The 22,789-nt window shown below is 45.5% G+C and carries 24 protein-coding genes, 2 tRNA genes and 1 rRNA gene; all 27 read right to left on the reverse strand.

The genetic code is table 11. The features are described 5' to 3' along the window. Positions 1-103 (reverse strand): 16S ribosomal RNA (locus tag BTA31_RS08810); the annotation flags it as partial. 295 nt (positions 104-398) lie between these two features. Then, a complete protein-coding gene (gene lysS / locus BTA31_RS08815) occupies positions 399-1,898 on the reverse strand; it encodes a lysine--tRNA ligase (protein ID WP_076790927.1) in 1,500 nt (499 codons plus the stop codon). Positions 1,899-1,982: 84 nt separating this feature from the next. Next, positions 1,983-2,984 carry a tRNA dihydrouridine synthase DusB gene (gene dusB, locus BTA31_RS08820; RefSeq protein ID WP_043926201.1) on the reverse strand — a complete coding sequence of 334 codons (1,002 nt, stop codon included), beginning with the start codon at positions 2,982-2,984 and terminating at the stop codon, positions 1,983-1,985. A 16-nt stretch (positions 2,985-3,000) separates the two neighbouring features. Beyond that, positions 3,001-3,210 carry a helix-turn-helix domain-containing protein gene (locus tag BTA31_RS08825; RefSeq protein ID WP_003178262.1) on the reverse strand — a complete coding sequence of 70 codons (210 nt, stop codon included), beginning with the start codon at positions 3,208-3,210 and terminating at the stop codon, positions 3,001-3,003. Next, a complete protein-coding gene (gene folK / locus BTA31_RS08830; protein WP_043926202.1) occupies positions 3,162-3,659 on the reverse strand; it encodes a 2-amino-4-hydroxy-6-hydroxymethyldihydropteridine diphosphokinase in 498 nt (165 codons plus the stop codon). The genes BTA31_RS08825 and folK overlap by 49 nt, the downstream gene beginning before the upstream one ends. Beyond that, the gene (folB, locus tag BTA31_RS08835) at positions 3,656-4,018 is read right to left on the reverse strand and encodes a dihydroneopterin aldolase (protein ID WP_076790989.1); all 363 of its coding nucleotides are present in this window, start codon (positions 4,016-4,018) and stop codon (positions 3,656-3,658) included. Before folB ends, folK begins: the two co-directional genes overlap by 4 nt. After that, positions 4,011-4,868 (reverse strand): dihydropteroate synthase, encoded by an 858-nt coding sequence (gene folP / locus BTA31_RS08840; RefSeq protein ID WP_076790930.1) that lies wholly within the window; start codon positions 4,866-4,868, stop codon positions 4,011-4,013. The genes folB and folP overlap by 8 nt, the downstream gene beginning before the upstream one ends. 17 nt (positions 4,869-4,885) lie before the next feature. After that, complete coding sequence (gene pabC, locus BTA31_RS08845; protein WP_076790934.1) at positions 4,886-5,743, reverse strand: aminodeoxychorismate lyase; 858 nt, start codon at positions 5,741-5,743, stop codon at positions 4,886-4,888. Next, complete coding sequence (gene pabA / locus BTA31_RS08850; RefSeq protein WP_043926206.1) at positions 5,740-6,324, reverse strand: aminodeoxychorismate/anthranilate synthase component II; 585 nt, start codon at positions 6,322-6,324, stop codon at positions 5,740-5,742. Before pabA ends, pabC begins: the two co-directional genes overlap by 4 nt. Beyond that, positions 6,321-7,751, reverse strand: a complete 1,431-nt coding sequence (pabB, locus tag BTA31_RS08855; protein ID WP_076790936.1) for an aminodeoxychorismate synthase component I — start codon at positions 7,749-7,751, stop codon at positions 6,321-6,323. Before pabB ends, pabA begins: the two co-directional genes overlap by 4 nt. 200 nt (positions 7,752-7,951) lie before the next feature. Next, entirely contained in the window at positions 7,952-8,875 is a 924-nt protein-coding gene (cysK, locus tag BTA31_RS08865) for a cysteine synthase A (RefSeq protein WP_043926208.1), read from the reverse strand. Positions 8,876-8,943: 68 nt separating this feature from the next. Next, complete coding sequence (locus BTA31_RS08870) at positions 8,944-9,840, reverse strand: peptidyl-prolyl cis-trans isomerase (protein WP_076790938.1); 897 nt, start codon at positions 9,838-9,840, stop codon at positions 8,944-8,946. 51 nt (positions 9,841-9,891) lie between these two features. Then, entirely contained in the window at positions 9,892-10,761 is an 870-nt protein-coding gene (hslO, locus tag BTA31_RS08875) for an Hsp33 family molecular chaperone HslO (RefSeq protein ID WP_043926210.1), read from the reverse strand. An 11-nt stretch (positions 10,762-10,772) separates the two neighbouring features. Beyond that, positions 10,773-11,549, reverse strand: a complete 777-nt coding sequence (locus tag BTA31_RS08880; protein ID WP_076790940.1) for a type III pantothenate kinase — start codon at positions 11,547-11,549, stop codon at positions 10,773-10,775. Positions 11,550-11,749: 200 nt separating this feature from the next. Beyond that, positions 11,750-13,669 (reverse strand): ATP-dependent zinc metalloprotease FtsH, encoded by a 1,920-nt coding sequence (ftsH, locus tag BTA31_RS08885; protein ID WP_043926211.1) that lies wholly within the window; start codon positions 13,667-13,669, stop codon positions 11,750-11,752. A gap of 96 nt (positions 13,670-13,765) precedes the next feature. Further along, complete coding sequence (hpt, locus tag BTA31_RS08890; RefSeq protein WP_003178236.1) at positions 13,766-14,305, reverse strand: hypoxanthine phosphoribosyltransferase; 540 nt, start codon at positions 14,303-14,305, stop codon at positions 13,766-13,768. After that, the gene (gene tilS, locus BTA31_RS08895; RefSeq protein ID WP_076790942.1) at positions 14,289-15,719 is read right to left on the reverse strand and encodes a tRNA lysidine(34) synthetase TilS; all 1,431 of its coding nucleotides are present in this window, start codon (positions 15,717-15,719) and stop codon (positions 14,289-14,291) included. Before tilS ends, hpt begins: the two co-directional genes overlap by 17 nt. 102 nt (positions 15,720-15,821) lie before the next feature. Next, complete coding sequence (locus BTA31_RS08900) at positions 15,822-16,856, reverse strand: protein kinase domain-containing protein (RefSeq protein WP_076790945.1); 1,035 nt, start codon at positions 16,854-16,856, stop codon at positions 15,822-15,824. Further along, positions 16,825-17,562: a VWA domain-containing protein gene (locus BTA31_RS08905; protein WP_076790947.1), complete on the reverse strand. Its 738-nt coding sequence runs from the start codon at positions 17,560-17,562 to the stop codon at positions 16,825-16,827. The genes BTA31_RS08900 and BTA31_RS08905 overlap by 32 nt, the downstream gene beginning before the upstream one ends. 76 nt (positions 17,563-17,638) lie before the next feature. Further along, positions 17,639-20,128 carry a stage II sporulation protein E gene (gene spoIIE, locus BTA31_RS08910; protein ID WP_076790950.1) on the reverse strand — a complete coding sequence of 830 codons (2,490 nt, stop codon included), beginning with the start codon at positions 20,126-20,128 and terminating at the stop codon, positions 17,639-17,641. A 209-nt stretch (positions 20,129-20,337) separates the two neighbouring features. After that, positions 20,338-20,409 (reverse strand) — tRNA-Glu (locus tag BTA31_RS08915). A gap of 10 nt (positions 20,410-20,419) precedes the next feature. Then, positions 20,420-20,493: transfer RNA gene (locus BTA31_RS08920), tRNA-Met, on the reverse strand. A gap of 150 nt (positions 20,494-20,643) precedes the next feature. Further along, positions 20,644-21,042, reverse strand: coding sequence for a S1 domain-containing RNA-binding protein (locus BTA31_RS08925; RefSeq protein WP_043926214.1), 399 nt, complete (start codon positions 21,040-21,042; stop codon positions 20,644-20,646). Between the two features lie 79 nt (positions 21,043-21,121). Continuing rightward, complete coding sequence (locus BTA31_RS08930; RefSeq protein ID WP_043926215.1) at positions 21,122-21,499, reverse strand: FtsB family cell division protein; 378 nt, start codon at positions 21,497-21,499, stop codon at positions 21,122-21,124. A 16-nt stretch (positions 21,500-21,515) separates the two neighbouring features. After that, the gene (gene yabQ, locus BTA31_RS08935; RefSeq protein ID WP_076790952.1) at positions 21,516-22,142 is read right to left on the reverse strand and encodes a spore cortex biosynthesis protein YabQ; all 627 of its coding nucleotides are present in this window, start codon (positions 22,140-22,142) and stop codon (positions 21,516-21,518) included. Further along, entirely contained in the window at positions 22,139-22,447 is a 309-nt protein-coding gene (gene yabP, locus BTA31_RS08940) for a sporulation protein YabP (protein ID WP_011197470.1), read from the reverse strand. The genes yabQ and yabP overlap by 4 nt, the downstream gene beginning before the upstream one ends. A gap of 76 nt (positions 22,448-22,523) precedes the next feature. Next, a complete protein-coding gene (locus tag BTA31_RS08945; protein ID WP_076790954.1) occupies positions 22,524-22,787 on the reverse strand; it encodes an RNA-binding S4 domain-containing protein in 264 nt (87 codons plus the stop codon). Positions 22,788-22,789: the final 2 nt, after the last annotated feature.

A 22,789-nucleotide genomic window follows, 5' to 3' on the forward strand; every position in this document is an offset into this window, starting at 1 on the left:
CGCCGCTAACCTAAGGGAGCAAGCTCCCGTCGGTCCGCTCGACTTGCATGTATTAGGCACGCCGCCAGCGTTCGTCCTGAGCCAGGATCAAACTCTCCATGAAGTTTGATAATGACTACGCACACTCACATGTGCGATTTATTTAATGAATTAACAGGTACGTTTGTCTTGTTTAGTTTTCAAAGATCATTATTAAAGCGACTTTTATATTATATCCAATCTCGGATATTAAGTCAAGAACTTTTTTGAAGTTCTTTTTTTCTTTCGCCGCCGTTTTGCGGCAACGAATAATAATATACCACCGTATTTATGATTGTGCAATACTTTTTTGAGAAAAAATTTAATTTGTTTTAAATGAGCAGCAGCCGCTTGTTACGCAGCTGCTGCCCGAAAGTCATTTAACGATGTCTCATTTGCGGGAATAGTAAAACGTCCCTGATTGAAGGAGAATTCGTCAAAAGCATAATCAGTCTGTCGATGCCGATTCCAAGACCGCCGGTAGGAGGCATTCCGTACTCCAGCGCTTCGACAAAGTCTTCATCCATCATATGCGCTTCATCGTTTCCTTCTTCACGCTCTTTTAATTGCGCTTCAAAACGTTCTTTTTGGTCGATAGGATCATTTAATTCAGTAAATGCATTCGCATGCTCACGGCCTACGATAAACAGCTCAAAACGGTCCGTAAATCGAGGGTCTTCAGGATTCTTCTTAGCAAGCGGAGAAATTTCCACAGGGTGTCCGTATATAAAAGTAGGCTGAATCAACGTTTCTTCAACTTTTTGCTCGAAGAATTCATTAATGATATGTCCTACTGACATGCTTTCAGAAATTTCAATTCCGTGTTCTTTGGCAAATGCTCTTGCTTCTTCTACCGATACTACTTTCCAGAAGTCTACACCGGTGGCTTCTTTAACAGCATCGACCATATGGAGTCTCTTCCATTCAGGCTTGAGGTCGACTTCATAATCTCCGTATTGAACAGTCGTAGTGCCGAGCACTTCTTGTGCAATATGAGCAATGAGGTTTTCCGTCAAGCTCATAATATCTTTATAGTCAGCATAAGCTTCGTAAAGTTCGATCATCGTAAATTCAGGATTGTGCCGTGTGGAAACTCCTTCATTTCGGAATACACGTCCGATTTCATAGACTTTTTCCAATCCGCCGACAATCAGCCTTTTCAAATGGAGCTCGATAGCGATCCTCATGTAAAGCGGCATATCAAGCGCATTATGATGTGTAATGAACGGACGGGCAGACGCTCCGCCCGGAATTGCGTGCATCGTAGGCGTTTCAACTTCTAAGTATCCGTGGTCATCTAAGTATCTTCTCATCGATTGAATGATTTTGCTTCTCGTAATAAACGTATTTTTGCTTTCCGGATTTACGATCAAATCCAAATAACGCTGACGGTAGCGCTGCTCGATGTCTTTTAATCCGTGATATTTGTCCGGAAGCGGACGAAGGGCTTTTGTTAATAAATCAAAAGATGTAGCTTTTACAGACAATTCGCCTACATTCGTTTTAAACATGACGCCTGTAACGCCGACGATGTCCCCGAGGTCAGAGCTTTTAAACCACTCGTACTGCTCTTCACCGACACTGTCTTTTCTGACATAGATCTGAATCTGGCCCTTTAAATCCTGAATATGCGCGAATCCCGCTTTCCCTTTTCCGCGCTTTGTCATCATCCGGCCGGCAATCGTTACTTCAATTGCTTTTTCTTCTAATTCTTCTTTTGAGAATTCATTATACGATTCAATGAGTTCAGTTGATTGGTGGGTGCGGTCAAAACGGTGTCCAAAAGGATCTTTCCCGCCTTCTCTCAATTGATTCATTTTATCGCGTCTGACTTGCAGCTGGTCGTTTAATTCTTCATGGTTATGCTCTTCATGACTCATCATATATCACTCCGTTACTTTTAGTCTTTCAGGAAAAAAGCAGAAAAACTGCCAGTGAAAACTGGCAGTGAGCAGAGGTCGGATTTATCCTACTTTTGCATCCTGAAGCTCTTTTGCCTCGGCTTCAATCGTAAACGCGTCTAAAAGCTGAACGAGCTCATCTCTCGTTTCACAATGGTTGATTTCATTCCGGACCTTTGCGTTTCCTCTTATGCCTTTTAGATACCAGGCTGCGTGCTTTCTCATTTCGCGGACCGCAACATTTTCGCCTTTCAGCCCGATTAATCGGTCAAGGTGAAGTTTGCAGACAGACATTTTCTCACGCACTTTCGGCTCATCTTTCAATTCGCCTGTTTCCAAATAGTGAACCGTACGGTAAATCATCCAGGGGTTACCTAGCGCTGCACGGCCGATCATGACACCGTCCACCCCTGTTTCATCAAGCATGCGTTTTGCATCTTGCGGAGTTTTGACATCACCGTTTCCGATTACCGGTATTGAAACGGACTGCTTCACTTCTTTGATAATATCCCAGTTCGCCGTTCCTTCGTACATTTGCACGCGGGTCCGTCCGTGAAGAGCGACCGCTTTTCCGCCGGCGCGTTCTACAGCTCTCGCATTCTCAACAGCAAAGATATGGTCTTCATCCCAGCCCATTCTCATTTTTACGGTCACTGGCTTGTCAACAGCCTCCACTACAGCTGAAACCATTTCATAAATTTTATTCGGATCAAGCAGCCATTTGGCTCCTGCATCACATTTTGTGATCTTTGGCACCGGACATCCCATGTTTATATCAATAATATCTGCAGTTGTGTTTTGGTCAACAAACTTCGCCGCTTCGACAAGCGTTTCTTTTTCGCCGCCGAAGATCTGCAGGCTGAGCGGTTTTTCACGTTCATCGATATAAAGCATTCCCATCGTTTTCGCATTATTGTAAAGGATCGCTTTATCGCTGACCATTTCGGCGCAGACCAAACCCGCTCCGAATTCCTTAACCGTCAAGCGGAAGGCGGAGTTGCAGACACCGGCCATCGGCGCAAGCACAACCCTGTTTTTTAATTCTATATCACCGATTTTAAACATTTTTAGTCCTCCTTTCTTATTCTTCTGATGGAGATAATTCCTCCACTGTTATATTTAAAGTATTGGCTACATCCCTGAGCATGCTCTCCGTCGGCATACGATTCCCGCGTTCTACTTCACCAAGCACAGAAACGGAAATACCCAATGCTTTGGCAAACCCTTCTTGAGTATAACCCTTCAGCTTTCGATATGCACGAATTCGTCTACCCCAGATTTCTGCTTCCATACTCTTACACCTTCTTGATTTTTAGCATGATTAGCTCCCTCAAGATCCGGATAAATCTCCAGCAGCGGGATGAGTACAAACAAACGTTCATGCATTCTAGGATGAGGAACGATAAGTTGCTCTGTCTCAATATTTTCACGATTATACAACAAAATGTCAAGGTCTGCAGTCCTCGGCCCCCATCTGATGTCGCGTTTGCGGCCGAGCTCTTTTTCAATACGCTGAGTCAAATCAAGTAATTCAAACGGTGAAAGAGATGTTTTAACAGCTGCAGCCATATTTAAAAATAGATCTTGGTCTGTATACCCGACAGGATCAGTTTCGTAAATCGACGAGATGTCTGTCACCTGTACAGACGGATGGTGATGGAGGAGAGAGACAGCTTTTTTTAGATATTCTTCCCGCCGGCCGATATTCGAGCCGAGCGCTATATATGCCGTGTTGTTCATTTTCGCTTTCTCGTCATCTCGATGGCCACCGATTTATAGTGCCCCGGTATAGGCGGATCAGGCTTGACGACTTTAACCGTACATTCCTGAACCGCTTCAAAGTTCTCCAGCACTTGTGCGGCAATCGTTTCCGCGAGGGTCTCCACAAGGTTGACCGGTTCTCCCTCCACAATCTCTTTGCACAGCTTATACAGCTCTGCATAATTAATGGTGGCATCAATATGATCCGTTTTCCCGGCTTCGCTTAAATCTAGAAAGGCTGTCAAATCAACGCGGAATCTCTGGCCAAGTTTGTTTTCTTCTTTGAAAACACCGTGATATCCGTAAAACTCCATGCCCTCTACATGCACTTTATCGATGATAAACGCCTCCTTTATCAATCATGGCATCCATCATTTTTGCCATCCTGGAAATTTGCTTGACGTCATGCACCCTGACGATATCGCACCCCTTTTGAATACCGAGGCATACTGTCGCCCCCGTGCCTTCCGCCCTCTCCTCAGGCGGCAGATCCAGGACGCGGCCGATAAATTTTTTGCGTGACGTCCCCAATAAAACCGGGTATCCGAGTTCGCTGAATTTCTCAAGCTGATTCATGACCGCCAGATTGTCTTGATACGTTTTGGCAAAGCCGATACCGGGATCAAGTACGATGTGATGATCTTGAACGCCTGCTGATTTTGCAATGCTCACACATTCCATCAAATCAGACAGCATGTCCGGGATCAAGTCCTTATAATTCCGTTCCTCGCGGTTATGCATCAAAATAATCGGCACATTATGAGCGGCTGCAACCCGTGCCATGTCAGGGTCTGCTTTTGCTCCCCAGACATCATTGATGATCGCTGCACCGGCCTTAAGGGCTTCATCGGCCACTTTTGCTTTATAAGTGTCGACGGAAATCGGGACGTCGATTTCCTGAACGAGTTTTTCAATTACAGGTATGACCCTTGACAGCTCCTCATCGAGAGAAACCTTTTCGGCCCCCGGCCTCGTCGATTCTCCTCCGATATCAAGGATATGGGCGCCGTCTTCGATCATTTGTTTTGCATGAATGACGGCGCGGTCGATGCTGTTATATTTTCCGCCGTCTGAAAAAGAATCGGGCGTCACATTTAAAATTCCCATAATCAATGTTTTATCTTCATAAGACAACGTGTATTGCTTTGCGATCAGCTGCTTTGAACGCACCGCTGTTTGAAGCGCCATATCCTTCACCCTTTAATTTAAATATAGTCTTTTGCTGCTTTTCTATCGTTAGTGTATGCCTCTTGCAGACGTTTCGACAAATTTCCATCCTTTCCCGGAAATTCAGTGCTGCCGATTCTCCGGAATGGAACGATTTCCTGAACGGAATTGGTCATCCATGCTTCGTCCGCAAAGAGAAGCTCCTCCAAAGGGTATACCCCCTGTATGACTTCGATTCCCATATCTGCAAGGCGCTCGATGACATATCGCCGTGTGACGCCGCCTAATATGCCGGTATCAAGTGAAGGTGTATACACACATCCGTCTTTTCGCCAAAAAATGTTGGAAACAATTCCTTCGGCTACAGCTCCACCTTCGGTAAGAAAAATCCCTTCTTTGGCAGCGTCGTGTCCGAGCTCCCTTTTTCCGTACAAATTATTTAAAAAGTGATGCGATTTCAAGCGGAACGGACCCTCTGGCGTATTGCGGCGGACCTGTAAGATGACGCCCTCCTTTTCAACCGGAACGGATGCAGGCTGAAAAGGATTCATCATCACCATGACACCGGGGTTTTTGTATACTTCAGGAAAAAGGCCTGATCCGCCGGGACCGGCGGATATATTTAGCCGGACCTTGGCATCCAGATTTGGCGGCTGATTCAACTGAAGCAACCTGTCAAGAATGGCAAACACTTCGCTTTTTGTCAGCTCGAGCTCAATTTTCAGCTGTTCCAAAGCGCTGTACAGCCTGTCCATATGCCAGTCTAAAAGGAAGGGCTTTCCTTCATAAAGGCGGAACGTTTCAAATACTCCGATTCCGTATAAAAAACCATGGTCAAAAGGAGAAAGCATTGCTTCTTCCTCCTTCACATATTGACCGTTCAGGTAAATGATCATGCGTTCACTTTCTTTCGGTAAGTCTCAATAAAATTCTTCAGCATCTCCTTTCCGGAGGCGGTCATAATTGACTCCGGATGGAACTGAACACCTTCAACCGGCAGTTCTTTATGCCTGATGGCCATAATCTCCCCTTCTTCCGTCCAAGCCGATGTCACAAAACAATCGGGCAGCGTATCCGGTTTGACGATCAAAGAATGATACCTCGTGGCCGTGAGCGGATGTTCCAAGCCTTTAAAAACCGTCAACCCGTCGTGCGAAATCTCGGAAGTTTTCCCATGCATTAACCGTTCCGCCCTGACGACGTCGCCGCCGAAAACCTGGGCGATTGACTGGTGACCGAGACAGACCCCGAAAATCGGTATCTTCCCGGAAAAATGGCGGATTGCTTCAAGGCTGATTCCAGCCTCATCCGGACTGCAAGGACCGGGAGAAATCATCAAAAAGTCAGGCGACATATCCTCTATTTCCTGAAGTGTGATCTCATCGTTCCGCTTGACGACCAACTCCTCGCCAAGCTCTCCTAAATACTGAACCAAGTTGTACGTAAACGAATCGTAATTGTCGATCATTAGAATCATATCTCAGCTCTCCTCTGCTCTTTTTTCTCTTCTTCACTCAACTGCAGCGCTTTTTTCATCGCCAGGGCCTTTTTAATTGACTCTTTATATTCATGCTTAGGGTTGGAATCGATGACGATTCCCGCTCCCGACTGCATGAATGCCTGGCCCGCTTTCACATAAATCGTTCGGATCACGATATTAAAGTGCATATCCTGATTATATCCGAACCACCCTATAGAACCAGTATAAAGCCCCCGCCTCGTCGGCTCAAGCTCCTCAATAATTTCCATCGTTCTGACTTTCGGCGCTCCGGTGATCGTACCGCCGGGAAACACGGCATGGATGATATCCACGGCATCGCATTCGTCCCTTAGTTCACCGCACACATTTGAGACGATATGCATGACGTGGGAATACTTCTCAATCACCATGAATTCATCGACCCGGACCGAACCGTACTTGGAGACCCTGCCGAGGTCATTACGCTCTAAATCAACGAGCATCACATGTTCGGCGCGCTCTTTTTCACTCTTGATCAATTCGTTCGCGAGCGCTTCATCCTCCGCTTCATCCGCCCCGCGGGATCTTGTCCCGGCAATCGGCCTTGTTTCAAGCCTGGTGCCCTTTTTCTTAATGAGCAGTTCAGGCGACCCGCAGATGATTTGAAAATCCGGGGTTTCCAAGTAGGCCATGTACGGCGAAGGGTTGATTTCTCTTAACATCTTGTATACCTCATAAGGAGGCGCAGAAAGACGCTCCGACTGGCGAACAGAAAGGTTCACCTGAAATACGTCACCGCTTGCGATGTATTGCTTCACTTTCTCAACGGCCTGAGAAAAGTCGGCTTCTGTAAATGAGGCCGTGAATGACGGGATTTTATTATCATTCGGTTGATGACCGCCAGCGGTCTTCGGATGTTCCATCTTCCACATTTGCTCAAGTCTGTCCAATTTCTCTTCCGCAGCGGCCGGCGTTTCATCATCGGTGTGGGTAATCACCCAAAGCTGCTGCTGCTTATGGTCATAGACGGCTATATCATCAAATACGAGAAAGAATAAATCCGGCGTTTGCAGATCATCGATAGACAGGATTTTGAATTTCTCAATATACCGGGCATAGTCATAGCTTAGAAAACCGACAGCCCCGCCCTGAAAGTCGGGAAAATCTGCAACCGTCTCCGTTTTCAGCGTTTCAAACCACTGAGAAAACTGCAGAAACGGATCCCCCTCTTTGAAAATGATGTCTCCTTTATATTGAATCGTCGTGATGCCGTCTTTCCCTTTCGCTATTGCGACAGGGTCGATCCCGGCTATGCTGTATGCTCCGCCTCTCGCGCTTTCCAGCAGAACGCGGTATTCTTTTCCTTTCGAAAGGCTTTCAAATTGCTGCAAAAACCGGGGATTGGAAAACGGGAACGCTCTGGCTACAGGCCTTCGTTGTCTCATCGTATCATTCCTCTGCCGTTAGTCTAATGTCCTTATTGTAATGCATATCTTTTTTCTAGGAAAAGAGAATTTCATTTCCAATATAGAAAAAAGTCCTTGAGCATGTTCACTCAAGGACACCGAGTTTTTTAAAAGGGCTGCGCTTCATGACAAACAAAAGGCCGCCGACATCGTCGGCAGCCTCCCGTTTCAGCTGGAGCCTATTCAAATTGATAAAGAGGCGTGCTTAAGTATCTCTCTCCGTTACTAGGCAGCACAGCGAGAACTTTTTTGCCTTTTCCAAGCTTTTTAGCGACTTGAAGAGCAGCACAGATCGCCGCGCCTGAAGAAATTCCTCCGAGAATTCCTTCTTCACTCGCCGCTTTACGGGCAAATTCAAAGGCTTCTTCGTTTTTCACTGTGATGATTTCATCGTAAATTTCCGTATTCAAGATTTCCGGAACGAAGCCCGCTCCGATTCCCTGAATTTTGTGCGGACCTGGTTTTCCTCCTGAAAGAACAGGAGAATCAGTCGGTTCCACCGCAAAAATCTTGATGGACGGATTTTTTTCTTTCAGAACTTCTCCGGCACCCGTTATCGTTCCGCCGGTTCCGATGCCTGCAATGAATGCATCTAAACCGTCTCCGAATTGTTCAGCAATTTCTTTACCCGTCGTGCGACGGTGAACTTCTGCGTTCGCAGGATTGTTAAATTGCTGAGGCATAAAATAGCCGTGTTCCTCAGCCAGTTCTTCCGCTTTTTTAATCGCGCCTTTCATTCCTTCAGCACCCGGAGTCAGTACAAGCTCAGCTCCATATGCACGCAGAAGGTTGCGGCGCTCAGAACTCATTGTATCAGGCATAACAAGAATCGCTTTGATGCCTTTCGCTGCAGCGACCATGGCAAGTCCGATTCCCGTATTTCCGCTTGTCGGTTCAATCAGTGTATCCCCTTCTTTCAGAAGGCCTTTCTCCTCAGCGTCTTCTATCATAGCAAGCGCGATCCGATCTTTTACGCTGCTTCCAGGGTTCATATACTCCAGTTTCACATATACTTCAGCACTGTCTTCATCAACTAGTCGATTTAATTTAACGACAGGTGTATTTCCGATTAAGTCATAAACAGAGTTTGCAACGCGAACCATTTGAACACCTCAATTTCCGAGTAATTTTATTGGGATTATATCTAATTTATCAATATCAAAATATTTTGTCAATCTTTATTTTTTTCGTCATAAAACCAGGATACTTTCGCATCTTTCCATAGTGTCTTGACCGAAGCTTTGTCGCCTAATTGATCCATCGCGATCTGCCTTCTGATTTGATTTTTTACTTCGCTGTAAGTGAAAGCTTGCCCCGGGAGCTTTTCTTTAAGCTGGATGATCGCATAGCCTTGGCTCGTTTTAATCGGTTCATCCACCCATTGATTTTCCTTTAGTTCCTCGGCTTTCGCTAAATATTCGGCCGGAACGTTTTCGTGCTGATCATTGACGAATCCGAGGTCGCCGCCGTAAGGAGCCGTATACCGGTCAGTCGAGTGTTCAGCTGCGGCTGCTTCAAAGCTGGATCCTTCCTTCAGCTCTTTAAGAACTTGTTCTGCTTCGTCTTGATCTTTGACAATGATATGTTTGAGGCGGTAAGAATCATCGAATTTATATAAGTCCTTATTTTTGTTATAGAATGACTTCAATTCGCTGTCAGAAATCACAATGTCTTTTGTCAGGAGCTCTTCAAGAAGAATATTATGCTTGATCTGCTCTTTCCATTCTTTTTCTGTCGTGTCTTCGTCTTCGTAGAAGGAATTGTATACAGCTTTAATCAGCAGAAATTCTCTTTCAATGTCGTCATCAGACACTTTGATCTTGTTTTTTTCGGCCATTTGGGTAACAACGCGGTCGTTGATCATATCTTCAAGCGTTGATTTTCCGTAGCGCTCTTCCATTTCGCTCAGCCATTCTTCACGCGTGATGCCGTTTTTTCCGATATGTGCAATGACTTCTTGAGCTGACGATGAAGAAGCTGTCTGCGCTTTCGTGAGAACATACGCGATTACGATACAATTGACGAAGATCGCACCTAAAATAATCGGCCAAAGTGTTCTTGATTTCAATATGGTGTCTCCCCTTTCCCCATTGTAAAAGACCCGCTACTGATAGCGGGCTTATATTTCATCTCGAAGCGCTTCAAGCTCTTCCTTTGTAAACCGATACGTTTCATTGCAAAAATGGCATTGAGCCTCAGCTTGGCCATCTTCATCAATCATCTGTTGAATTTCATCCTTGCCAAGACCGATGATACCTCTTGAGAAACGCTCTTTTGAACAATTGCATGTAAACCGGACAGGAACAGTTTCCAGTATTTCCGGTTCTTCTCCCAATACCGCAGCCAGCACTTCCTCAGGTGTCAGACCTTTCTGAATCAGCTTTGAAATGGGCTCCACTTGAGAAAGGTTTGTTTCAAGCTTCGTGATGGTTTCATCGTCCGTGCCCGGCAGCAGCTGAAGGATAAATCCGCCTGCAGCTAAAATCGTATTGTCGGGGTTGACGAGCACCCCTACACCAACCGAAGAAGGAACCTGCTCAGAAGACACGAGATAATATGTAAAATCCTCGCCGATTTCTCCTGAAACGATCTCAACCTGGCCTGTAAATAAATCGCGGAGACCTAGATCTTTGACTACGCTTAGCGTGCCTGACGTTCCGACGGCTCTTCTGACGTCAAGTTTGCCGTGTTCATTTAAGTCGAAATGAACGTGCGGATTGGACACGTATCCTCTGACATCTCCTTTTGCATTTCCGTCAGCGACAATCGCGCCGATCGGTCCGCCTCCTTCAATCTTAACGGTAAGCTTGTCTTCGCCTTTCAGCATAGCGCCGAGCATGACAGCCGCCGTCATCGTTCTTCCTAAAGCGGCGGAAGCGGTAGGCCATGTGTTATGCCTTCTTTGGGCGTCATGAATCGTTTCTGTTGTATTCGCTGCATATGCCCTCACTTTGCCGTCATATGCGATGGCTTTCACTAAATAATCCATACCTTATCCTCCTATACACTTTCAACACGATTCCGTTCATAAATAAGTTCTAGTCCCTTCAACGTAAGGAACGGGTCAACAATATCGATGCAGTCCGATTCGTCTGCAATCAAGGAAGCAAGGCCGCCCGTCGCAATGACTTTCGGATTTTTCTTGGACTGCCATTTCATCCGCTTGACAATGCCTTCAACCTGTCCGACATAGCCGTAAAGGATTCCGGACTGCATCGCGCTGACCGTACTTTTGCCGACAATATGATCAGGCCGTGCAATTTCAATTCTGGGAAGCTTGGCAGCTCTTGAATAAAGCGCTTCAGTTGAAATTGTGATGCCCGGCGCGATCGCACCGCCCATATACTCCTTGCGCTCGTTAATATAACAGTACGTCGTAGCCGTTCCAAAATCAACGACAATCAGGGGGCTTCCATAGAGATGAATAGCCGCCACTGCATTTACAATGCGGTCTGCTCCGACTTCTTTCGGATTATCGTATTTTATGTTTAATCCTGTTTTCATTCCCGGACCGACAATTTGAGGCTCGATCTGAAAATATTTGTTACACATTCTTTCGAGGGAGAACATGATCGGAGGTACAACTGATGAAATAATAATCCCTTCGATTTGGTCAAACATCAGTCCGACATAATCAAACAAAGAACGAAGAAGCATGCCGAATTCGTCTTCTGTTTTATGGCGGCTTGTCTCAATCCGCCAATGATATTCGAGCTCTCCTTCGTGGTAGATGCCAAGGACGGTGTTTGTATTTCCCACATCTATAACAAGCAACATTCTGATCACCACTTTTGACTAGTTTCTCTTACTTGGACATAAAACATTCTACCATCATACAATACACGATGCCGATTCTGTTTGTAAACGAATCAAACCGGGGTGAATAAAGATTTTCGAAAGCGGATTTTTCAGCCATAAAAAAAGAAAACTGCCAAAAGTAAGCTTGGCAGTTTTCCTAAAGATGCGAAAGAGCGTCATTACTCTTTTTCATCCTCGTTTTTCTCTTCGTCATCTCGTTTATTGATGTTAACTTTCACATCATCTGTCTTCTCCTGATCATCCGAATATGTGCGATCAGGAAGTCTTCCGTGCTCAGACAAATGTTTGATTTGTTCAGCGTCGAGCGTTTCAACTTCCAGCAATGTTTGAGCGATCAGCTCAAGTTTGTCGCGATTTTCAGTAAGGATTGTTTTTGCACGTTCATAACATTCCTTAATGAAGCGCTGAATTTCCTTATCGATTTCATACGCAATCGCGTCGCTGTAGTTTTGGTCATTGTTGAAATCGCGTCCCAAGAACACTTGCCCGCCTTGCGATTGTCCGAATTGAAGAGGACCGAGCTTTTCAGACATACCGAATTCGGTCACCATTCGTCTGGCAATGCCTGTAGCGCGCTGGAAGTCGTTATGGGCACCCGTGCTGACCTCGCCGAAGATAATTTCTTCAGCTACACGGCCTCCAAGCAAGCCGACGATTTTATCGAGAAGTTCGGGTTTGGTTTGGAAATAACGGTCTTCCTTAGGAAGCATGACGGCGTATCCGCCTGCTTGGCCGCGCGGTACGATCGTTACTTTATGCACCATATCCGCTTCATCCAAGACAAGTCCGATAACGGTGTGTCCCGCCTCGTGATAAGCCACGATATTGCGTTCTTTTTTCGAAATCACCCTGCTTTTCTTTGCAGGTCCGGCGATGACGCGGTCTGTCGCTTCATCGATGTCTCGCATATCGATCTTTTTCTTATCTTGACGCGCCGCTACGAGAGCCGCTTCATTTAGAAGGTTTTCAAGGTCTGCACCTGAGAATCCAGGCGTCCGCATCGCGATCGCTTTTAAGTTTACGGATTCATCAAGCGGCTTGTTTCTTGCGTGTACTTGAAGTACAGCTTCACGGCCTTTGACATCCGGGCGGTCAACAGTAATTTGACGGTCAAAACGTCCCGGGCGCAGCAATGCAGGGTCTAAAATATCGGCGCGGTTTGTCGCAGCGATAATGATGATTCCTTCATTGGCACTGAATCCATCCATTTCAACAAGAAGCTGGTTGAGCGTCTGTTCACGTTCATCGTGACCTCCGCCAAGACCTGCTCCCCGCTGGCGTCCGACAGCATCAATCTCATCGATGAAAATCAGACACGGCGCATTTTTCTTGGCGTTTTCGAACAAGTCGCGAACCCGTGATGCACCAACCCCGACGAACATTTCAACGAAGTCAGATCCGCTGATGCTGAAGAAAGGCACCCCTGCTTCACCGGCACAAGCTTTCGCCAGCAATGTTTTACCGGTACCCGGAGGTCCGACCAAAAGCACGCCTTTCGGAATCCTTGCTCCGAGCTCAGCGAATTTGCGGGGATCCTTGAGGAAATCAACGACTTCCACAAGCTCTTGCTTTTCTTCATCTGCTCCTGCCACATCTTTGAATTTGACGCGTTTCTTTTCTTCTGTATAGAGCTTCGCCTTGCTTTTTCCAAAGTTCATAACACGGCTGCCGCCGCCTTGAGCCTGATTAAGCAGGAAGAAGAAAAGAATGAAGATAATAACAAAAGGAATGATGGTGGTAAAGAACGTCATCCATCCATTTGCTTCCTGTGCAGGTTCTATTTGTATCTTCGTTTTTTTCACTTGATCAATGATTTGATCTGCCCCTTTTCCTTCAGGAACATGGGTCAGGAAATACTGATCTTTCTCATAGGTCGTCAGCTGCCCTCGAACCTCGTACACACCCCTGACAGGCTGGATCGAGACATTTTCAACCTTCCCGTTATCTAGGTTTGAAACAAAGTCACTATACGTCATATTCTCTGTTTTCGGATTTGCGGTTTGGAAGTAGCTCACAACTCCGATCACAACTAATAAAATAAGTAAATAAAAAATGGTATTACGGAAGACCCGATTCATTCCTTACCTCCTCCCACAGTAAGCACAACTATGTTCAATAGTATCATAGAAAATCGTTCCAATACAACAGATATCCCTTTCGCTGACAAGCCCGAATCAGCTCTCATAAACCGCAGGTTTCAGCACTCCGATGTACGGAAGGTTACGATAGCGTTCAGCATAATCGAGACCATATCCGACAACGAAAGCATCGGGAACTTCAAAGCCGACGTAATCCGCTTTGATATCCGCTTTTCGTCCGCTTGGTTTATCAAGAAGGGTTACGATCTTAATCGATTTTGCTTTGCGGTATCGGAAAAGCTCTACAAGATAACTCAAGGTTAGCCCACTGTCGATGATATCCTCAATAATTAAGATGTCACGGCCCTCTACAGATGTGTCCAAATCCTTTATGATTTTTACCTCTCCGGAAGAAACCGTGGAACTGCCGTAGCTTGATACATCCATGAAATCCATTTCCAAATATGTATCAATATGCTTCAAAAGATCAGCCATAAACGGCATGGCTCCCTTTAACACACCGATTGCCAGCGGAAACTTGCCGCTGTACTCTTCTGTCAGAGTCGCGCCCAGCTCCTTGACTTTCTTTTGGATCTCTTCTTCTGAGATCAAGATATTTTCAATATCCTGTTTCATTCTTTGCTAGCCCCCTACACTTTTCATGCTGTCTATATTGTAATACAATGCGATCATTGTTTGTAACATCAAGTTCCTCAAAAATGGTTTTTTTCAGACCAGGTAACCAGATAATGTTTCCAACCGCGTCTGTTACAATGGGCCAGCTGTCTCTTTTCGAAAGAGGCACTTTTTCATCAATAAATATATCTTTAACCTTTTTTGAGCCGTTCATCCCTTTAAGTTTGACTCGGTCTCCGTTTTGCCTTGTCCGTACATAAAGGGGAAACTGAACCTGCTTGGGACTTGTTGCAAAAACATCATTTCCTTGCAGCTCCCGGGTTGAACCGGGTCCGCTCACATGAAGGGAGGAGCCGTTGGGAAGCATCAGTTCTTCTTCGTCTGCCCCGCTTATTTCATAATGATAGGAAATATTTTCACATTGTAAACGCTGAAATGTAAACAAACATGTATGATAAGATTTTGCGACTTTTAACCCATTCGGAAAATCAAGGGAACCGGATGGTCCATCTTGTGAAATCCAATCCAGAAACACTTGAATATGATGGGCTGAAAACGCTGATGGAACGTTTTCATAAAGATAGTTTAATATTAGATGAACTCCCCTTCTTTGTAAAGGCATAGGGAGCGCAAGAAGTCGGTCGATGCTGATTTCGACACCGGAACTTGACTTGCTTGTGATTACTGTATTCATTTTGTCTTTCGTTAATGCCTGTAAGTATAATTCGTCTTCTGTCAGGAATTCACTGACGGCTTGAAACCTTTTATGGACATCTTCCGACTCTTTCTTCAGAAAAGGGAGAACATGGTGCCTGAACCGGTTCCTGGTGTAATCATCCTCACTGTTGCTCGGATCGGTTCTAAACGGTATTCGATTCTCTTTACAGTAAGCCAAAAGATCATCCTTTGTCAGCCTTAGAAACGGCCTGAGCAGCCAGCCGCTGTCAAAACGGCGCTTTGGCTGAATTCCGGCAAGCCCGATCCCGACAGTGCCTTTTGCCATCTTCATCAGCATCGTCTCCACCTGATCATCTCCATGATGAGCCAGAACCATGTATTCAGCCCGGTGCTTTTTCATTAACTCCTGAAAAAACGAATACCGACATTCTCTCGCAGCAGCCTGTTTATTCAGATTGTTTTCAGCGGCAAATGTCAGGACATCGATTTGCACCGCCTCGCATTGTATGCCTTCCGCCTCACAGTAGTCCTGAACGAACTGCATATCACGTTCAGACTCTTCGCCTCTGAACATATGATCGACGTGTGCGGCAATCAGCGTCGCGGAGGCAGGAACCGTACGGTGCAGAGCATGCAACAGCGCCATCGAATCAGGCCCGCCGGAGACACCTGCAATCAGCGTCACTCCATCAAATGACAGTTCGTATTTTTTCATGAAATCTTCAATACTTCTCACAATGTCCTCCCACTAAGAGCAGGGTGTATTTCAAAAGATATAAATATCCTAACACTTTCAATCGGTCCCTGCAAAGAAGAGCTATCCGCCGAGAAAGCAGAGCTAAATAAAAAAGAGAACGATATACGCAAAGTAAAGGGCAAGAACACTTACGACGATCAACAGCGTTTCAAAAACGCCGCCGGATTTAGAACTGTTTCTTTGCTTTCTGCGCCCGCTCCTTAACCTTTGCTGCTGAGACGTCCCCCGCTTATGCCGCAGGCCTTGAGACGGGGCGGATGCCGATGAAGAACTGGCTGTTCTCGACTGGCGGCTGCTTTGCATTCGGGACGGCCGGCCGATTTCCAGGAGATCTTCCTTCATTTCATCAGCTGTTCGATAGCTTCCTTTTAAAGCAGAAGCAAGAACCGGTTTATACCGTTTTAAAAACGGATGGCCGTCAATGACTGTCATGAGCTGTTCCTGAGGTCTTGCTGTCTTTTTGAATTCTTTTTTCACTGCACAGTTCACCATAATCATGGCGACGGAAAACAGATCATACGACGGCTCAGCCTTACGGGTGCCAAATTCCCAATAGCCTCTGTCAAAAAACTCCGTATATTCCTTAATTGCCCGGCCTTCTTTTGTCGTCCCGCCCACATCAATGCAGCGGATTTGCGGCGGAGGACCCGTCACGATTAAATTCTCGGGCTTTAAATCTCCAAACACCCATCCTTCGCGATGAATTGCCGACAGGCTTGAGAGAAGCTGGCTGATCAGCACCGGAATCCATTCCTCGCCTTTTTCGTTTACATATCTTAAAAGAAGCGGACCCTCAATATATTCCATGACATAAAATGAAAGTTTTTTGCCGGTACCCGCAACCATCATGTCATCCACATCAAAAAAAGAAGGCCCCATTGCTTTTGCCTGGGCCTTTGAGAAAGATTTCAGAACATTCACTTCCGAGGTAATGGACAGGCTGTCATCGCTCACTTTTAATGCAACGCGGCCCTTTCTTGAATCGGCCAGATACACAACGCCATTCGCCCCTTTTCCAAGCTGTCTGATGATCTTGTAGGAATGATTGTTCCACTTTCCAACAACGGCTGCACCCGGCTTTAGACTAGCCGCCAAACTCGTCGAAGCGTTTTTCATCGTCTTCTAACATTCTCCTTCTTGAGCCGATTTTGTTAAAATGCTGAATCGCCTCTCGTATTGCAGGTCCTGTCGGCGTAATGCCGCCGGCTGAAACCTTGGAAAATATTGAAGAAAGAGATTCAAACTTCGGGGTCCAATCGAGCACAAGCTCGACCTCTTGTTTTTTCCCGGGAAATATAAGCATCGCAAATTCGTTTTCGCCGATTCTTGAATTGAGACTGATGGAAAGGTCTATCAATGCTTCTTTAACGGTCGGAAGCTTCGGATTCATGCTCGCGCTTGTATCGACAAGAACCAATACATGAAGATGTACGGTCTCACCGAGCTCGTCTACGACTTCCATGACTTCACCGCGTTTATCAGGAGGCAGTTCATCCATTTCGGTATGCTTGCCGAGAATTTGTTTGAGCTCACTGTTGACCACGCCTTGAAGGGTTTGTGTCATCGCCTTTTTTGTCACCATTTGAACGGTCTGCGACAGCTGCGACGTATAAACAACCTGGTGAACTCCCCCGCCTGCGAGAGCAATCCCTTCGACTTCTTTCATCGCCTCCTGATCCATTTCATGCTCGTCCATAATCCCAATCACATTCACGGTAATTCCCTGCTCCTTCGCAAAGGCAGCCATGGCCTGCGGGTCTTCGCCGCGGTTTGAACAGCCGTCCGTCAAAAGCAGGATTTGATTCAAGTGCCCCTTTTTCATCGTTTTTATTCCTCCTGGACAAAGATATCTTGATTTAGTTCCATCATCGCCAGAAGAAATTTGATTTATACGAATGCTAAGAAATCTCTTGATTCTTTTGGAAAAAAGCCGGCGCCGGAATGGAGGCCCACTTTGGTGTATTATGGTCCAGCTTGATGACAATCACCGTCATGTCGTCCTCAATCAGACCCGACCTTGTCCGGATCACTTCTTCCATGATTAAGTCAGCGATTTCCTGCGGCTCCTCGGTTTTCAGCGATTTCAATTTGCGCTTCATCCACAGATCATGATTTTCAACATGTCTCGGCCCTTCAAAGATTCCGTCACTCATCATGATCAAAAGGTCTCCCGCTTTTAATTGCTCGCTGACAACATCGACATCAAATTCTGTAATGATGCCGATCGGCAGATTGCTGGCCTGCACTTTGATAATTTGATCGCCTCTTTTAATAAAGCTCGGGGTGGAGCCGATTTTCAAAAACTTGCAGCTCGCATCCTGAAGATCGATGACCGATAAATCCAATGTCGAATAAATTTCATCTGTCGTCCTTAATGAAAGAATGCTGTTGATCGTTTTAATCGCCACTTTTTCGTCGATGCCCGACTGAAGAATCTTTTCCAGCAGCTTGATCGTCTCATTGCTTTCAAAATGGGCCCTTGCGCCATTTCCCATACCATCGCTGATGGCGGCGGCATATTTGCCGGTGCCGAGCTCCATCATATTGTAGCTGTCGCCGGAGACAAGCCCTCCGCCTTTTGCTGCATGCGCGGCTCCTGTCACCACCCTGTATGACTTCGCGGAACCGAAGGCAACGTGACAATATCCATTCGGATGACCGGCGCACTGTTCTGCTTTGACGATAATTTGTTCTTCCAAAATATCGGACAGCATCGGAGCGATGATTTTCTCACACTCCCCATGGCCGTTGCAATACGGGATACTCATTTCAATATCGATGTTTCCCTGCTCAAGGCTGTAAATTTCGACTTGCTGAATCTCAATGCCGAAGTGTTGCAACGCATCCCGAATTTGTTCTTCTTGAATAAAATGCTGCTCTCTCTCTCTTTTTATTTCCCGAGAAAAGTCCGCCATAACCTGAGAAACTCCGAGCAGCTGTTCTGCGACGAGACGCCTGCTGTCATGCACCTTTTGTTTTAATGTCTGGTTCGCCCTAAAATGAGTCAGCTCGTCTTCCATCAGCGCTTCTACTTGCTTTGATTTGGAGCAGTGCTGATGAAACTCCTTTTTCAGCTTGCGGTTTTTAAAATATTGCTTTTCTTCTGTTTCCTGCATAACTCGTTTCATCAAGTCATATGTTTTATCAAAGTTCTGAACCCAGCACTTGTTTTTCTTATAGCAGGACTGGCAGGAGTGTTCTGTCACCGTGCTCAAAAACAGGTCGATCTCTTTTTCTTTCCCTTCATCGTCTGGAACTGAATGATAAAAGGTAGCGAAGCTTTCGGATAAAGCGTGAAAAACGCTCGAAAACTGATCGACCTTTTGGGCGGTGACATCACGGATTTTTCTTGCATACTGCTGCTGTTCCTGGGCGTGCTCAGTCGTCCCCGGTATATACTTGGCCACTTTTTTCGTAATTGACTGAGGGGTTAAAAGGAACAGGCCGATTGCAATCAAAGATTCATAAAGCGTCGGTACCAGTTCAGCCGAACCTTCTCCGTACAGCGAAATCAATAGAGATCCTATCAATAAGCCGACCGCAGCACCGAACTTTTTTCCTTCTTTTAGCAAACCACCGAGAAGGCCTGAAAAAGCCAGCAGGCTCATCTGATATAAATTGCCGATATTTGAGAGGCTGAGAATCAGCCCGGTCACAACCCCGACTGTACAGCCGATGCTTGCGCCTCCGATGAACGCGAAAGCGAGCACGACATAACGGGCCAATATCAGTTCAGCCTGCATGCCTTGAAAAGAAACGCCTGTCAAGCCCGTGAGAACAGAAGCGATTAAAATCATAAAACAAATGATCTCTTCAATTTTCAGCGACTGTTTCGCCCGCTTTGATGTGACAATCGGCAGGCTTTGCAAAAAAATCAGTGTGAGGATAAACGATAATCCGGCTTCAACGAAAGCCATAATATAGTGATAACCTGAAACCGTACCGTATTCGGCATATACGAATCCGCATCTTGTCACAGCCATCGCCAAAAAGACGACGACAGGCAGCGTTCTGACACGGTCTTTTATAATAAGAGACGTCATTTTTGAACATATCGCAAATGTAAACAGAGCCGCAAGCACGAACAGCGAATGCTGAGGCGATATGCTCAGTGCTCCGGCAAGAAGCGCCAGGCATGCAAGGAAAGCTTTATCTTTTTTGATTAAAAGCATCGCTCCGAAAAATGGAAGAGCAAAGGGAATGACCTCTGACAGAATGAAGGCTCGTCCCAATAAAAAACCGATGACCATATAGATCAGCCCTTTATAAAAAAAGAGGGAATATAAATGCTGCATCACGAGCTTCGTCATGCTGCCAAACCATGAATACAATTTTTGAACAGCAGGTCCAGCTATTGGGCTGTTCACTCTTCTTTCCGCTTTTTCCATGCTCTCATCTCCCACTCGTTTATTCGTTGCTTGCCATTATAGCGAAAGATGAAATAAGATTTTGTCAAAAGAAGGTAACGAATTCAAAGAACTGTTCGACGCTTTTTGTAGCATGCTTCAATCACTCTTGATAAGTCGAGTCCATTCCCGTTATTTTGCATATTTTTATGCAGCAAAAAACCGGCTTCAAAAGAAGCCGGTTTCCGGAATGACCCGTACGGGATTCGAACCCGTGTTACCGCCGTGAAAGGGCGGTGTCTTAACCACTTGACCAACGGGCCGTCATATAAGTAGCGGCGGAGGGGATCGAACCCCCGACCTCACGGGTATGAACCGTACGCTCTAGCCAGCTGAGCTACACCGCCATGTTGTTGATTTCTTTTAACGCACAAGTTCTATAATACAAAGGATTGTCCTATCCGTCAATAGAAATTTTAATAAAATTTTATAAGAAAATAAAAAGGCATCCGCTGGGATAAGACGAATGCCTTTCGTATATTATAGAAAGCAGCAAGTTAACCTCTTCTTGCTCCGCGCCCTCCACGTTTTGATTCCGTGTTGCGTTTTAGAGACGATAAGCGATCTTCACTGTCTTTTAAAAACTTATTCATTTTCTGTTCAAACGTTTCTTTAGAGCGGAAATCATTTTTAGGTCTCGAAGGTCTTGATGATTGAGGACGGTCTACAGCCTTTTTGATAGACAAGCCGATTTTCCCATCTTTCTCAACATTGATGACTTTAACTTCTACTTGATCACCGACCTTCAGATGATCATTAATGTCCTTCACGTAGTTATCGGCTACTTCGCTGATATGAACAAGACCTGTTGATCCTCCAGGCAGTTCAACAAACGCTCCGAAATTTGTAATACCTGTTACTTTCCCTTGCAACTTGCTGCCAACTTCAATCGACATAAAAAAAGTGCTCCTCCTTAGACTTAAAAAAGATCATTTGTTTAATTATACATAAAGAAAAAATTAAGTGTCAACAAGGCTACTTGCTCTTATCTTCAAACTTGAAGATGATTTCGCCATCCTTTGAGAGGTAATAATCCTTTCTGGCAAGCTCTGCAACGTAGTCCTCGTCCTTTAATTTCACAATCTCATCTTTCAAATCCGATTTTTTTGCTTCCAGCTGTTCCAATTGTTTCAAAAGATCTGCTTTCTTCTCTTGCTTCGCGCTGATATCCGAAGTCTGCGACCAGAGTGAGCTGACAATCACAATCGCCGACAGCAGCACAACGGCGCCGAAAACCATCAACCGTCTGTATAGACCGCGTCTTTTTCTTTTCAGCTGCTGCTGTTTTCGCTCCATCTGCTCTTTGTATTCGTTCTGTATTTGCGATATGTTGCGTCTTGTGGGATCATTCATTCCAGACGGCCTCCCTTCATTTTTTTAAAAGTTTTGCCCTAATGGTTATGAATAGTTTCTTCCCCTTTTCGAAAAATCCTGCTCCTTTTTGCAAAAAGCGTCTCAACAATCCCCGAACCGGGGCGGGAAGAAGCCTGCAGCATTGATATAGTATAAAATAAATCGGATATCCTGCAACTTTTAATATCTTATATAAACATACCGCAAAAAAACGAAAAAGAACATAGATATTTCTCATTGTAAAGAGAATGATGGCTAAAATAGCTTGAAACGTCCATACAACAGGCCGAAACACCATCATACGCATCATCTTTGAGACCAGCCTGGAGATGAATATAAAAAAGGAAATCATCCATTCCAAAAGCTTGATATAGACCTGCTTAAAAAGGCTTTGATAAGCGGCAAACCCAAGCATGACCGCCAGAAAGATATAAATTCGGAATTCCCCTTCATTCACGCTCAGCAAAACATAGAAAAAAAGGAGACCTTGTACCACCCAAAACAAAAAGTCATGGAGAAACAACAGCCACCTTGCTGTTTTCGGGCGAACGACAAAACGGGTATAGGTGTCAAGGGAAGCGCCAAGCCATGCCCCCATTCCGGCCATGGCCAGCATCGTATAGAACTGTGTGGTCAGCGTCATTTAAACAACTTGCTAAAAAATCCTTTAGCTTTCTCCCCCTGCTGCTCATCCAAATAGACGAGATCAAGCACTCTTCCCTTGATGGAGACCACGCCTTTTTCCACATCGAGATTCTTCATCTGCAGGTTTTCGCCTCTGACCGCAAGCATGCCCATGACCGTCTCCAGTAAAAATTCCTCGTTGTCAAAGCTCTCGACCTGTTTGACACCGGATATATCCAGGAGCTTGCGGCCCTTCATCGTTACATTATGTTCAGGACCAGATGCCCCGCCGGAAGGGTTGTGCTGATCATAATATACATTCATCGATTCATCCCCCATATCCTCATACTAAAGATTCGATACTGCATTGTATGAGACGGGGGATTTTTTTAGAACAAGCCTATTCTCCTCCCAGCTTCTCCTCTTTGAGAATGGTATACATATCAGCGGCTTCTTCTTTTTTTGTCGTATCCTTTAATTCATTGACTTTGACGGTTACAAGTTTTTGGCCGAAACGCACCGCAAGCTCGTCTCCCGCTTTAACAACAGAGCTTGCTTTCGCCTGCTGGCCATTGATTGAAATTCTTCCCTGGTCAGCCACTTCTTTTGCAAGCGTCCGTCTTTTAATCAGCCTTGATACTTTAAGAAATTTGTCGAGTCTCATCG

It is taken from the genome of Bacillus haynesii, assembly GCF_001969855.1.
GTDB lineage: Bacteria > Bacillota > Bacilli > Bacillales > Bacillaceae > Bacillus > Bacillus haynesii.